This window comes from Rhodoferax sp. AJA081-3 (genome assembly GCF_017798165.1).
GTDB lineage: Bacteria > Pseudomonadota > Gammaproteobacteria > Burkholderiales > Burkholderiaceae_C > Allorhodoferax.
This window is the reverse complement of sequence record NZ_CP059068.1, coordinates 339513-351836: the sequence shown is the minus strand read 5'-3', so window position 1 is coordinate 351836 and position 12324 is coordinate 339513. Positions and strand designations below refer to the sequence as shown.

The 12324-nt window shown below is 59.8% G+C and carries 15 protein-coding genes; 9 read left to right on the top strand and 6 right to left on the bottom strand.

From position 1 onward, the window contains the following. Nucleotides 1-23 precede the first annotated feature (23 nt). The 6 genes from HZ993_RS01660 (at nt 24) to HZ993_RS01635 (ending at nt 5755) form a co-directional block, all read left to right on the top strand. Entirely contained in the window at nt 24-1157 is a 1134-nt protein-coding gene (locus HZ993_RS01660) for a M14 family metallopeptidase (RefSeq protein ID WP_209395546.1), read from the top strand. A 7-nt stretch (nt 1158-1164) separates the two neighbouring features. Next, nucleotides 1165-1941, top strand: a complete 777-nt coding sequence (locus HZ993_RS01655; RefSeq protein WP_209395545.1) for an ABC transporter ATP-binding protein — start codon at nt 1165-1167, stop codon at nt 1939-1941. A gap of 19 nt (nt 1942-1960) precedes the next feature. Beyond that, complete coding sequence (locus HZ993_RS01650; RefSeq protein WP_209395544.1) at nt 1961-3370, top strand: diguanylate cyclase domain-containing protein; 1410 nt, start codon at nt 1961-1963, stop codon at nt 3368-3370. Between the two features lie 56 nt (nt 3371-3426). Next, nucleotides 3427-4362: an acyltransferase gene (locus HZ993_RS01645; protein WP_209395541.1), complete on the top strand. Its 936-nt coding sequence runs from the start codon at nt 3427-3429 to the stop codon at nt 4360-4362. 100 nt (nt 4363-4462) lie between these two features. Continuing rightward, nucleotides 4463-5260 (top strand): plasmid replication/partition related protein, encoded by a 798-nt coding sequence (locus HZ993_RS01640; protein ID WP_209395540.1) that lies wholly within the window; start codon nt 4463-4465, stop codon nt 5258-5260. A gap of 111 nt (nt 5261-5371) precedes the next feature. After that, a complete protein-coding gene (locus HZ993_RS01635; protein WP_209395539.1) occupies nt 5372-5755 on the top strand; it encodes a hypothetical protein in 384 nt (127 codons plus the stop codon). A 52-nt stretch (nt 5756-5807) separates the two neighbouring features. On the opposite strand, the gene HZ993_RS24920 is transcribed toward HZ993_RS01635, so the two are convergent. Genes HZ993_RS24920 through HZ993_RS01620 form a run of 3 tightly spaced genes read right to left on the bottom strand, consistent with a single transcriptional unit; the run spans nt 5808 to nt 6794 of the window. Beyond that, nucleotides 5808-6065 (bottom strand): IS30 family transposase, encoded by a 258-nt coding sequence (locus HZ993_RS24920; RefSeq protein WP_371816959.1) that lies wholly within the window; start codon nt 6063-6065, stop codon nt 5808-5810. 49 nt (nt 6066-6114) lie between these two features. After that, the gene (locus tag HZ993_RS01625; protein ID WP_256440985.1) at nt 6115-6333 is read right to left on the bottom strand and encodes a hypothetical protein; all 219 of its coding nucleotides are present in this window, start codon (nt 6331-6333) and stop codon (nt 6115-6117) included. Then, complete coding sequence (locus HZ993_RS01620) at nt 6291-6794, bottom strand: helix-turn-helix domain-containing protein (RefSeq protein WP_209395537.1); 504 nt, start codon at nt 6792-6794, stop codon at nt 6291-6293. Before HZ993_RS01620 ends, HZ993_RS01625 begins: the two co-directional genes overlap by 43 nt. Before the next feature lie 181 nt (nt 6795-6975). On the opposite strand from HZ993_RS01620, the gene HZ993_RS01615 reads away from it, so the two are divergent. After that, complete coding sequence (locus HZ993_RS01615) at nt 6976-7395, top strand: hypothetical protein (RefSeq protein WP_209395536.1); 420 nt, start codon at nt 6976-6978, stop codon at nt 7393-7395. Here HZ993_RS01615 and HZ993_RS01610 read toward each other — a convergent pair. Then, complete coding sequence (locus HZ993_RS01610; RefSeq protein WP_209395535.1) at nt 7392-7880, bottom strand: YciI family protein; 489 nt, start codon at nt 7878-7880, stop codon at nt 7392-7394. The two genes, HZ993_RS01615 and HZ993_RS01610, sit on opposite strands and share 4 nt — an antisense overlap. An 11-nt stretch (nt 7881-7891) precedes the next feature. Then, nucleotides 7892-8215, bottom strand: a complete 324-nt coding sequence (locus tag HZ993_RS01605) for a cupin domain-containing protein (protein ID WP_209395534.1) — start codon at nt 8213-8215, stop codon at nt 7892-7894. A gap of 139 nt (nt 8216-8354) precedes the next feature. Here HZ993_RS01605 and HZ993_RS01600 point away from each other — a divergent pair, with 139 nt between their 5' ends. Together HZ993_RS01600 and HZ993_RS01595 are read left to right on the top strand one after the other, a co-directional pair. Further along, on the top strand, nt 8355-9149 hold the full coding sequence (locus HZ993_RS01600) for an ABC transporter substrate-binding protein (RefSeq protein WP_209395532.1): 795 nt from the start codon (nt 8355-8357) through the stop codon (nt 9147-9149). Nucleotides 9150-9154: 5 nt separating this feature from the next. Next, the gene (locus tag HZ993_RS01595; protein WP_371816958.1) at nt 9155-11893 is read left to right on the top strand and encodes an EAL domain-containing protein; all 2739 of its coding nucleotides are present in this window, start codon (nt 9155-9157) and stop codon (nt 11891-11893) included. On the opposite strand, the gene HZ993_RS01590 is transcribed toward HZ993_RS01595, so the two are convergent. Next, nucleotides 11883-12323, bottom strand: coding sequence for a nuclear transport factor 2 family protein (locus HZ993_RS01590; RefSeq protein ID WP_209395531.1), 441 nt, complete (start codon nt 12321-12323; stop codon nt 11883-11885). The genes HZ993_RS01595 and HZ993_RS01590 overlap by 11 nt on opposite strands. Between the last annotated feature and the right edge of the window lies 1 nt (nt 12324).

Below are 12324 nucleotides of genomic sequence, written 5' to 3'. Positions count from 1 at the left end.
GCTCTGTCCCAAACTGATTAGAAATGCAACGCATAGACCATCCTCTGTTATCCCCCAGCCTGGGCAGCCACAAGACGCTGACCAGCTTCCACTTTGGAACACCGGGGCGCGGCCCCAAGGTCTACATCCAGGCCAGCCTGCATGCTGAAGAATTGCCGGGCATGCTGGTCGCCCACCATTTGCGCGCCCTACTGGAAGCCGCAGACGCCGCCGGTCAAGTGCTGGGTGAAGTCGTGCTGGTGCCCGTGGCCAATCCCATTGGCCTGGCCCAGCGCGTGGACCACAAAGCCATGGGCCGCTTCGACCTGGACACGTCGGAAAACTTCAACCGCCATTACCCCGACCTGGCCAAGGTTGTCTGGCCGGTGGTGCAAGACACTATGGTTGCCGACGCAGCAACGAACGTGAAAACCGTGCGCAGCGCTATAGGCCATTACCTCCAGCAGGACTGGAAACCCGACACTGAACTGCAAAGCCTGCGCCACCGCCTGCTGAGCCTGTCCCATGACGCCGACTTTGTGCTGGACCTGCACTGCGATTGTGAGTCCGTCATGCACTTCTACACCGAAGAAGCCTGCTGGCCGCGGTTTGAGCCGCTGACGCGCTTTTTGCAATGCCAGGCCGTGTTGCTGGCCAAGAATTCTGGAAGTGGCCCGTTTGACGAGTGCCTGTCCGGGGTCTGGTGGCGGTTGGCCGACAACCTGGCCTCAGCCGGCAACCCCGCCCCGTTGCCTCAAGGCTGCTGCAGCACCACCATTGAACTGCGCGGCGAGACCGATGTCAGCCATGCACTGGCGCAAACCGATGCACAGGCCCTGTTGTCCTACCTGCAACATCTGCAGGTGCTTGCCTGTGCGCAGCCGCCCGTGGTGCCGCCGGCGCGGTGCCAGGCAACACCTTTGGCCGGGTCCGAAACCCTGGTAGCACCCTCGCCCGGCGTTGTGGTGTTTGCCGCGCAGCCGGGGCAAATCCTGCAAGTCGGCGACCTAGTGGCTGAAGTGATCGACCCCATTGCCAACCACAGCCAGCGTGTACTGGCCGGTGTAGCCGGCCCGCTGTATGCGCGTGTGCGTGATCGTTATGTAACGGCCGGTGGCGAGCTGGGCAAGATTGCCGGCGCTAAGGCCTTCAAGACCGGCGAGCTGCTGGGCGCTTAAATTTTCTATGACACCTCCAGCACTCAAACTCCACGTCGACAACATCCACAAGCGTTTTGGCACCAACGAGGTGCTCAAGGGCGTATCACTCTCGGCCCACGCGGGTGATGTCATCAGCATCATTGGCAGCTCCGGCTCCGGCAAGAGCACGTTTTTGCGCTGCATCAACCTGCTGGAAAAGCCGCACGAAGGCAGCATTGCCGTCGCGGGCGAAGCGCTGAACCTGGTCAAACAATCCAACGGCGAACTGGGCGCGGCCGACCCAACGCAACTGGCCCGCCTGCGCACAAAATTGGCCATGGTGTTCCAGCACTTCAACCTCTGGGCCCACATGACGGTGTTGCAAAACATCATCGAGGCGCCCGTGCATGTGCTGGGTGTGCCCAAGGAACAGGCCATAGAAACCGCGCGCAAATACCTGGCCAAGGTAGGCCTGCCCGGCAAGGAAGACAGCTACCCCGCCCACCTGAGCGGCGGCCAGCAACAACGCGTGGCGATTGCCAGGGCGCTGGCCATGGAGCCGGAGGTGATGCTGTTTGACGAGCCCACCAGCGCGCTGGACCCCGAGCTGGTGTCCGAGGTGCTCAAGGTCATGCAAAACCTGGCACAGGAAGGCCGCACCATGGTCGTGGTCACCCACGAGATGGGTTTTGCCCGGGAAGTCTCCAAACACCTGATCTTTTTGCACAAGGGCCTTATCGAGGAACAGGGCCACCCCGCCACGGTGCTGGCCGCACCCAAGAGCGAACGCCTGCAGCAGTTTTTGTCGGGCAGCCTCAAGTAAGAGGCGCGGGGTCCGCAACATGGCCATCGACGATCCTTCCCAGCCCCTGGAACGCTTGCACAACAACGACGCTGCGACCCTGGCGCTGCAGCTCAGCGAGAACCTGTTGCGCAACCTGCTGGAGACCATTCCCGACCGCATCTGGCTCAAAGACACCCACGGCATACACCTGGCCTGCAACGCCGCCTTTGCGGAGCACGTGGGTGCCACCACCGCGCAGATCGTGGGTACCGACGATGCCCATTGGTTTGGCAAGGCACTCGCGGAAGAATTCCTCAGAGCCGACCGCATCGTCATCCAGACCGGGCAATCGCTGACGCTGGAAGGCACCATGCCATCCGCCCAGCATAACGACCCCAGCGTTTACGAGGTCATCAAAACCCCCATGCGTGACGCCAACGGCAACATCATTGGCGTGCTGGGCATGGGCCGCAATATCCAGGCCCGCAAAGACACCGAAGCCCGACTGCGCGACGCCACCGAACAACTGGAGCTGGCGTTGATGGGCGCCGACCTGGGCCGCTGGGACCATGACCTCAGCGTGGAAAAAGGCTACTACCTGGACGAGCGCTCCTGCGCCATGCTGGGCCGCGAGCCGGCCGAGAGTACACACGGGCGCGCTTGGGGCCACCTGATACACCCCGACGACCTGCCCGGCACGCTGGATGCCATGCGCGCGCACCTGAGCGGCGATCTGCCAGCGTACGAAGCGGAGTACCGCGCACGCCACATGGCGGGCCATTGGGTGTGGCTGGGCAACCGGGGCAAGGTGGTGCAGGTCAGCGACAGCGGCAAACCCCTGCGCATGGTGGGCACGCTGATGGATATCTCCAAACGCAAACGGGTAGAAGGCGAGCTGCTGGCCACACAGGCTGAGTTGCAATCCACGCTCAAAGCGATCGAACACCTGGCCTTCCACGACACGCTGACCGGTCTGCCCAACCGGCGCATGCTGATCGACCGGCTGGAGACCGCACTGGCGGCCAGCCAACGCAACCAGACCCATGGCGCCCTGCTGTTTCTGGACCTGGACAAGTTCAAGGCGCTAAATGATTCCTTTGGCCACGACGTGGGTGACCTGATGCTGCAAGAGGTCGCGCAGCGCCTGGTCCACTGCATACGCGCCGTGGACACGGTGGCCCGTCTGGGCGGAGATGAATTTGTGCTGCTGATCCAGAACCTGAGCGGCTCGGTCGACGATGCCAAATTACACGCCAGCACGGTGGGGCACAAAATCCTGGCCAGCCTGAACGAACCCTACCTGCTCAAGGATGTGGTGCACCGTATCACGCCCAGCATTGGCGCTACGCTCTTCATGGGCCATGCATTAGACGGAGCCGAACTGCTCAAACAAGCCGACCTGGCCATGTACGAAGCCAAGGCCAAAGGCCGCAATACCATGTGCTTCTTCAAAGAAAATGGCCTCTAGCCCCCGTCGGTATTCAACATCTCGCTACTACATCTATAGCAACCATCGATTCCACCATGCTCTCCTTCCTGCCATCTCCCATAACCTTCACTATCGCGACCTTGCTGATGGCAATCAACGCGCTGTTCTGGGTGCCCATACTGCTGGTGTTTTCTTCGCTGAAGCTGATACTGCCGTTCAAAGCCGTGCGCCTGCGCATAGACCCCATTCTGTTGGGCATTGCCGAAAACTGGATTTGGGGCAATAGCGCCTGGATGGCGTTAACCCAGCGCACCCATTGGGACGTGCAGGGCCTGGACGGCCTCGACCCGCACAGCTGGTACATGGTCAACAGCAACCACCAGTCGTGGGTCGACATTCTGGTCCTGCAGCATTTGCTGAACCGGCGTATCCCACTGCTGAAATTTTTCCTCAAGCAGCAGTTGATCTGGGTACCGGTCATGGGCCTGGCCTGGTGGGCACTGGAGTTCCCCTTCATGCGTCGCCACACTGAGGAATATCTGAAGAAACACCCCGAAATGCGTGGCAAGGACCAGGAAACGACACGCAAGGCTTGCGAAAAATACGCGCTGATCCCCACCAGCGTCATGAATTTTCTCGAAGGCACACGCTTCACGCCCGCCAAACACGCCAAACAACAATCGCCCTACCGCCATCTGCTCAAACCCAAGGCCGGCGGCATGGCCATGGCGCTCAACGCCATGGGGGACAAGTTCCAGGCGATTCTGGACGTGACCATCGTCTACCCGGACGGCCCCATCAGCTTCACCGACTTCCTGCGCGGCAAACTGCGCCGCGTCATTGTGCGCGTGCGCAGCCTGCCCATCCCGCAGCATTTGATGTCTGGCGACTATGCACAAGACCCTGCGTTTCGCGAGGCGTTTTCGCAGTGGGTGCAGCAGCTTTGGCGGGAGAAGGATGCGCAGATTGAGGCGTTGTTGACGCAAGCGAACAAGGCGACTGGGACGGGTCCAGCACAAGCAAACCAGTGATGTTGGCAGTTGGGCGCTGCGGTCTGCCCCGTTGGGATAGCCATGCTGGTGCCACCTACAATCACGCCCTTTGCCCGCATCCAGCCTCCTCCTCCCAGCCATGAACATCGTTGTCAACCCCGACCTCAAAGCCTATATCGATCCCCTGACCCCCGACGAGCACGACGCGCTGGAGCGCAGCCTGTTGGCCGAAGGCTGCCGCGATGCCCTGGTACTGTGGGGTGATGTGCTGGTGGATGGTCACAACCGATATGGCATCTGCCAAAAACATGGCATTGCCTTCCAGACCCTGCAAAGCAAGCAGTTCAAGACCATGGAAGATGTCCATCTGTGGATGATTGACCAGCACCTGGGGCGGCGCAGTGTGTCGGACTTCCAGCGCGGCGTGCTTGCGCTGCGCAAACGCGAGATTTTGAACGACCGGCGGCTCCAGTCTGCTTCGGCCACCGAAGCAGCAGACGCATCTTCCGCTGCTCAAGCGGAATCTCTGCCCGCTTCGGCCTCCACCGCAACGGCCGCAGACCCGCTGAAGAGCCGCGAAGACATTGCCAAGGTCGCCCGCCTGAGCAGCAACCAGGTTGTGCTGATCGAAAAAATTCAAAAACAGGCAGCCGCCGAAGTGGTGGCCGCGGTCAAGTCCGGCGCCATTTCCCTCAACGCCGCCGCCGCTGTATCGAGCCTGCCAGAAGATGAACAGGTGGCTGCGGCGCTGGGTGGCAAAGAACAGCTGCGGCAAGCCGCCAAACGTGTGCGCGAGACCAAGAAGCGCGCCACGGCCGACAACAACACGTCCGCAGAACCAGCGCAAGACAGCGTGGAAGCGCTGAAGTTGCGCATCCGAGAGCTGGAAACCGAGAACGCCAGGTTGCGCGAAGAATTGGCCGCCCTCGCCGCTTGAGGGGGTCTTTGGCCCCAGAATCCCTTGATTGACAGGTCACGGGGCCGGCGCTAGATTCATTGCCGAGCGTTTGGATTTCCCCCATCCACTGTTTGCAGAAGGGCAACGGCTATGCGCACCCTCCCCACCTTCATCCTCGCCGCGACGCTTGCACTGTGCGGATCTAACGCCTGGGCCAACGTTACGCCGGAGGACCAAAAGTTGATTGATGCGGCGAGCTGTGAAGAGCTCGTCAAAGAGCACGCCAATTTTGCAGCCGCCGAGAAAAAGCTGGCTGAGGAAATCCGCCAGACCAGCAACAACACCACAGCTGGCAATGTGGTTGGCGTCGCCACACTGGCTGTTTTCGGGCTGGGGTTTTTCAGCTGGGACGACCAGGCAGACGCAAAGACCAACCTGGCCGAGCTCACGGCCTACCGTGAAGCCATCGCAGCCGCGGCCAAGAAAAAGAACTGCAAACTCTTAGTCGGCCCAAACCAGAATGCTATAGATTAAGTAGCGCAGTAGTGATATTTCTCGGGGACTAGGGGCACATTTCGCGGCGGATTCAAGTACAAAGCGCAACGGAATGCAGTGTAAGAGGTCTGACGGGTAGGTTGTAGAAGACCTCATGCGGTGTGCGATAGCCCAGGCACTTACGAGGCCGATGATTGAGTAAGTACACAGCTTCATCGACCTGAGCCTGTGTCACCTTGAGCAAACTGCACCCCTTTGGAAAGAACTGTCGCAGCAGCCCGTTGGTGTTCTCATTGAGCCCACGCTGCCATGAGCAGTAGGGCTTGGCAAAGTACACCTTCGCCCTCAAACAACTTGCAATGAATTCGTGCTCAGCGAACTCCTTGCCGTTGTCAAGGTCAGTGTCTTGCAGGCATGTCTGTGGGGCGCAGCAAATCGACAATGGCCTGCGTCACCCCCGCACTGTGCTTGGAGCGTAGTGGATGCGCCAAGGTATAGCGGGACTTGCGTTCCACCAGTGTCACCAACACGCCTTTGCGCCCCCCGCCGATCACCGTATCGCCCTCCCAGTCGCCTATGCGCTTCTTGCTATCCACCACTGCGGGGCGATGTTCAATTCCGACCCGGTTCTTGAGTACCCCACGGCGCTCTCGACCACTGGCATAGCGCTTTCTACGAAGTTTTGACAGCGCAAGTACCCGACTAAATCACCGCCCTGGGCTTTGTTGGCATAGGCGTATTGGTAGATGGCTTCGGTGCTAATCGACAAACGATCCTCTAAAGCCAGGCGGTCACTGACTTGCTGGGGAGACAAGCTCAGGCGCAGATACAACTCCACGAGTTGCCACTGCTCTGGATCGAACTGGCGGGCATTGCGACGCTGTGTCTGTCTCTGAGTCGCTTTGTCTTGGGCCAGTGCAGGTTGGTAGCCCCGGGCACTGGCATTGCGCCTGAGCTCGCGGCTGATCGTCGAGCTGCTACGTCCAAGCTCTGCTGCAATTTGCGACAGATGAATGCCTTGGCGCGTGAGGTTGTGAATTTGGTATCGTTCTTCTTGGGTCAAGTGTGTATAGGTCATGGTGCAACGTTTGGGACTGGCCGGTCACAAAAGTGCATCCTATTCACTCTTGGCCCAACCCGTTTCTAAAACGTTGCACTTCGTACTTGAATCCGCCCACCAGTATGCCTGTTGCTGGCAGCAAGCTCGGAGCGGTTCATGCCCTATAGTGCGCCGTAGCTGCCCCTGAACAGGAACAACCATGACACGCTCCCACCGACTCGCCTCCCACCTCGCGCTCGCACTGCTGCTCTGCGTCCCTGCTTGGCCGGCCTTCGCCGCAGCAGATTTCTTCTGGAATTGCACCACGCCAGACGGCATCAAATACGCAGATGCCAGCAAGTGCGACAAGGGCGATACCGCGGTCAAGATGATGAAGGGCAACCACAGCCCTGCCGCGTCGGTGCAAACCGCACGGGTGCAGGCTGCGGCCAGTGCTGATGGCGAGCAGCCCATTGGCATCAACACCGGCGTCTGCCCCACCAACCCGGCCTATTGCACGCGGTCTGACTATGGGGTGACTGAAGGCTCGGCCCGCACCCAGGCCATTCAACAATTTATGCGCGCAAAAGAATGTGACTTTATGCAGCGTTTTCCACAGCGTTGTACCCGGCCCAACTAAAAGGTTTTCTTGGCCACTTTTTTGTGGATGTCGTTAACCATCATCAAGCCGGCCGAACCGTAGTACTTGTGGTACTCGGCCACCATTTCACCCTGGATGATGACCGGGTCCGTGGCGACCAGGGCCTTGGCCTCTTCAATGTTGGCAACGGCCAGTACAAACAGACCACGCCAGCCGTCCACACTATCCAGAGGCCCGGCCAGCGCCAGTTTTTTCTCGGCAGCGAGACGGCCCATATTGGCGAAATGGCCTTTGAACATGGCGTCCCGCTCGGCACCCGCGGGAACCTTGTTGGGTCCGGTTTTCAGAATCACCAGCACATAAGGTCTCATGCCCCGTTCGTCAGCCCCTAGTTGTTGGGCCAACTCGGCATCAAAACCCGCAGGTGCTGCTTCAACCGCAGGGGGCTGCTGCGCATACGAGAGATGGCATGTGCACGCAGCCAAAAGCAGGGCCGCCACGGACTGGACCCAGGGTGATGGCATAGCCTTCGCCCTCATGGTTTGCGCAACACAATGTGGACCAAGGCACAGGCATCTTCCACACCGGTCAGGCTGTGCACCACACCACCGGCCAGGTACAGCATGTCACCCGCGGCCAGCACCTGGTCCTTGCCATCGCTGTTGAAACGGATGGAGCCTTCCAGACACTGCACGGTGATGTCACCCGCCACCTTGTGCGGGGGCATGGATTTGCCCTTGGGCAGCACCACACGCATCACTTCGAGTTCGCTGGTTTTGAAGAGCGCGACCGTCTGTCGGTCGCTTGCGGGCGGAAGGACACTGACGGGTTCGCCGGATACGGCGTGTTGGATAGCCATGGTGGGTTACCTCCTGGGCCTGCGGTGCATGCTTTGCTTGGCACTATAGCGCCAATGGCGCGAATCGTCCCACCCACGGCAGACATACAAGGCATATAGTGTGTGTACCGTAAAGCTTTTGGTACCACACATGCCAGTGATGAAATCGCAACGCTTGTTTTGCATCGGCTTCTTGCTCGCAGTCATGGCTTTGGGTGCGGGCACTGCGGCCGCCGCCGGGCCCGAGTGCACGCGGCCTTTCACCTTGGCCCTGCACGACCATGGGTTGCTGTATTCGGCAAACTCCGACACTGGCATTGACAAGGATTTCGCGGATGAGCTGATCCGCCGAAGTGGATGCAAAGTAACGGTCAGCTTCCTTCCCAGGGCCCGTATATGGCAACTCATCGAGTCTGGTGCGCTGGATTTCAGCACCTCGGGCATCAGCAATGCGCAACGCGAGCGCTTTGCGGGCTTTGCCTGGTATTTCAGCAACAAATACTACCTGTTGGTACGCAAGGATTCTGGTGTTACCAGTCTGGGCGATTTTGAGCGCAACCCCGCACTCAAAATGGGTGTCATTCGGAGCTTTCGCTACAGCGAAAGTGCCAACCGGCTGGTCGATACCTTGCAGCTTGCCAACCGGGTAAGCCAGGCAGGCGGACTGGACCCGCTGTACCAGACGCTGATGCTCAACCGCATCCAGGGCATGATCATTGAGCCGTTTGACTACCCGGCGCTGGACGAGAGGGCTATCCGCGAGGTCTCCAACATCATTGAGTTCAATGACCCGCCTGTGCCGCACGGGCTCATCATGTCGAACAAAGCCATTTCGCCGACTGAGCAGGAAAAGTGGCGCGCGATTGTGAACACCATGCGCGCCGACGGGACCGTGGGGCGTATCTTCGAAAAGTATTTCAAAGCAGACCTCGCCACCAAGCTGGTCAGTTTCTAGGCAGCATGGTGAACAGTGCGCGCTGGCTACTGGTTCCCCTGCTGACGCTGGGCGCTGCACTCAGCACAACCTGGCTGGTGTTTGACCATGAGCGCCAGGCCAACAGCAAAGAACTGCATTCCCAGTTCGATTTCGCACTGCGTGAGACGGTTAACCGTGTCGAGCAACGCGTAGCCAGTTATGAGCAAATGTTGCGGGGGGTGCAGGCACTGTTTTCCACCGCGGCGCCGGATCGTGCACGCCTGCATGACTACCTGGAGATGCTGCCCGCTGGTGCGAGTTTTCCAGGGATTCGGGTAATCGGTTTTGTAGAGCACGTACCCGCGCAAAACAAGCATGCGCATGTGGCTGCCATGCGCCAAAACGGCTGGCCACGTTATGAAATTCTGCCGAGCGGACAGCGGGATGTGTATGCACCGGTCACGATGCGCGAGTCGTATGGCCGCCAGGCCCAGACGGAACCGGGCTTTGATACCTGGTCAGACATCCCGCGGCGCCTGGCCATGGAACGGGCGCGCGATTCGGGCATGGCGGCTATTTCTAGCAAGGTCCAGCTCAAGGTCGATGCCGACACCCAGGCGCCGCCCGGCTTGATCATGTACCTGCCCGTTTATGCGCGCGGTCAAGCACATGACAGTGTTGCCCAGCGCCGCGCACACCTGATAGGCTGGGTATTCGCGTCTTTTCACATGGACCAACTGGTTGCCAGCCTTTATGGTGAACCGCTTCCCGGACTCTCATTCGCGCTGTATGACGGCGTGGAGACATCCGACGCCGCGCTGCTCTACCGCAGCGACGAGGCCCAACCCACCAACAGTGCCGGCACTCTGGCAGCGAATGAATACGTCGTTGCAGGCGGCCACACCTGGACACTGTCCATGGCGGCATTGCCCGCGTTTGAGGCCCGCTTTGGGCGCAGCGCATCTCTTTTGATTGCTGGCGCAGGCATAGGTTTAAGCGTCCTGTTGGCGGTGTTGGCATGGCTGCTGACCACGGGGCGTGCACGAGCACTGCGCATGGCGGACCACATGACCGGTGAACTGCGACAAAGTGAGGAGCACTTCCGCAACTTCTTTGAAAAAAATTCGTCGGTGATGCTGCTCATCGAACCTGAATCGGGTGCCATTGTGTCCGCCAACAGGGCGGCAGCAGCCTTTTATGGCTATCCGAGCGAGCAGCTGACCGGCATGATGATCAGCGACATCAACACACTTGCCCCAGAGCTGATTGCCGAGGAGCGACAACGGGCCTTGCGCTCAGACCGCAGTTACTTTCTTTTCCAACACCGGCTGGCGGACGGGACCATGCGCGATGTGGAGGTGCATTCCACGCCCATCAGCCGCAATGGTCGGCCCATGTTGTTCTCCATCATCCATGACATCACCGACCGAAAGAGGGCACTGGAGAAGATTGAAGAGCTGGCCTTCTTCGACACGCTGACCCATTTGCCCAACCGCACGTTGCTGGTAGACCGCTTGAAGCAGGCCATGACCATTGGCAACCGCAATAAAACCTTTGGTGCGGTGTTGTTCATTGATCTGGACCAGTTCAAAACCCTGAACGACACCTTCGGCCACGACAAGGGGGATCTTTTGTTGCAGCACGTCGCGCAGCGTCTGGTGGAGTGCGTGCGCCAGGGCGATACCGTGGCACGGCTGGGTGGAGATGAATTCGTCATTGTGCTGTCCAACCTGAGCGAATCCCTGGAGGACGCCGCCAGCCAGACGGAAACAATTGGCAAAAAGGTGCTGGCGGCCCTGAACCAGAAGTACCGGTTGGACGACCTGGACCACCGCAGCACCGCCAGCATCGGTGCCACCTTGTTTCTGGGTCTGGAGACCTCCATCGATGATTTGTTGAAGCAGGCCGATCTGGCCATGTACAAGTCAAAGGACACCGGGCGCAACGCACTGCGCTTCTTTGACCCGCACATGCAGGTCGTCGTCATGCAGCGTGCGCGGCTGGAAGTGGAGTTGCGCCACGCCATCCAGGAGAACCAGTTCCTTCTTCACTACCAGCCCCAGGTGGTGGATGGCGGCCGCGTGACAGGGGCCGAAGCCCTGGTGCGCTGGATGCACCCCGAGCGCGGCATGGTGCCACCCGCGCAGTTCATTCCCCTTGCGGAAGACAGCGGCCTGATTTTTCCGTTGGGTCACTGGGTGCTGGCCCGCGCGTGCGAGCAGCTCACGGCCTGGGCATCAGACCCTGCGCTCTGCCATTTGACGCTGGCCGTGAATCTCAGCGTGCTGCAGTTCCGCGAACCCCGATTTGTCGACGATGTGCTGGCGGTACTCCAGCAAACAGGGGCCAACCCTGCGCGCCTGAAGCTGGAGCTGACCGAGAGCCTGCTGGCCGACAATGTGGAGGAGGTCATACACAAGATGACCACACTCAAAACACATGGCGTGGGATTCTCGCTAGACGATTTCGGAACCGGGTATTCGTCGCTGTCGTATCTGAAACGCTTGCCGCTGGACCAACTGAAAATTGACCAGTCCTTTGTTCGCGACATCTTGACGGACCCCAACGATGCGGCGATTGCCGGTACCGTGGTGGCCTTGGCAAAAAGCCTTGGCTTGGACGTGATTGCCGAGGGTGTTGAGACCAGTGCCCAGCGCGATTTTTTGGCCCATGCAGGCTGCCATGCCTACCAGGGTTATTACTTCAGCCGCCCCCTACCCCTAGATCACTTTGAGGCGTATGCCATGGAAACCACGGCACCGCCGTATTCCGTCATCCCTTGACCTTGAACGCCGGCATTTTCTCCGCCAACCGAGCACCCATCTCGGCCCCCAGGGCCTGCAGGCCGCTCAAGGGGCGCACCATGACTTCAAACTCGACGATTTTTCCGTCTTCATCAAAACGCACCAGATCTATGCCTTTGAGCTGTTTGTCACCCACGCGGGCGCTGAACTCCAGCACCGCATTCAGGCCGTCTTCCGACGCCAGTTGGCGGTGGTAGGTGAAGTCCTGGAAAACCTGGATCACGGTGCTCAAGGCCAAAATCAGCGCAGCAGCCGGCTGGTAGGGGTGGATCGCCATCGGTGAGCGAAACACCGCGTCGGGGTGCACGATGCTGGGCAGGTCTTGCAGGTCTTTGGTGGCGACCATGGCATGCCATTTGGCGAGGGATGCGGCAACGGCGGGCTTCAACTGGCTGGGTGCTGGGTGCATG

Coding starts and splice junctions, on each gene's coding strand:
- HZ993_RS01660 (WP_209395546.1), top strand. CDS start 24: ATGCAACGCATAGACCATCCTCTGTTATCCCCCAGCCTGGGCAGCCAC.
- HZ993_RS01655 (WP_209395545.1), top strand. CDS start 1,165: ATGACACCTCCAGCACTCAAACTCCACGTCGACAACATCCACAAGCGT.
- HZ993_RS01650 (WP_209395544.1), top strand. CDS start 1,961: ATGGCCATCGACGATCCTTCCCAGCCCCTGGAACGCTTGCACAACAAC.
- HZ993_RS01645 (WP_209395541.1), top strand. CDS start 3,427: ATGCTCTCCTTCCTGCCATCTCCCATAACCTTCACTATCGCGACCTTG.
- HZ993_RS01640 (WP_209395540.1), top strand. CDS start 4,463: ATGAACATCGTTGTCAACCCCGACCTCAAAGCCTATATCGATCCCCTG.
- HZ993_RS01635 (WP_209395539.1), top strand. CDS start 5,372: ATGCGCACCCTCCCCACCTTCATCCTCGCCGCGACGCTTGCACTGTGC.
- HZ993_RS01620 (WP_209395537.1), bottom strand. CDS start 6,794: ATGACCTATACACACTTGACCCAAGAAGAACGATACCAAATTCACAAC.
- HZ993_RS01615 (WP_209395536.1), top strand. CDS start 6,976: ATGACACGCTCCCACCGACTCGCCTCCCACCTCGCGCTCGCACTGCTG.
- HZ993_RS01610 (WP_209395535.1), bottom strand. CDS start 7,880: ATGCCATCACCCTGGGTCCAGTCCGTGGCGGCCCTGCTTTTGGCTGCG.
- HZ993_RS01605 (WP_209395534.1), bottom strand. CDS start 8,215: ATGGCTATCCAACACGCCGTATCCGGCGAACCCGTCAGTGTCCTTCCG.
- HZ993_RS01600 (WP_209395532.1), top strand. CDS start 8,355: ATGAAATCGCAACGCTTGTTTTGCATCGGCTTCTTGCTCGCAGTCATG.
- HZ993_RS01595 (WP_371816958.1), top strand. CDS start 9,155: ATGGTGAACAGTGCGCGCTGGCTACTGGTTCCCCTGCTGACGCTGGGC.
- HZ993_RS01590 (WP_209395531.1), bottom strand. CDS start 12,323: ATGCACCCAGCACCCAGCCAGTTGAAGCCCGCCGTTGCCGCATCCCTC.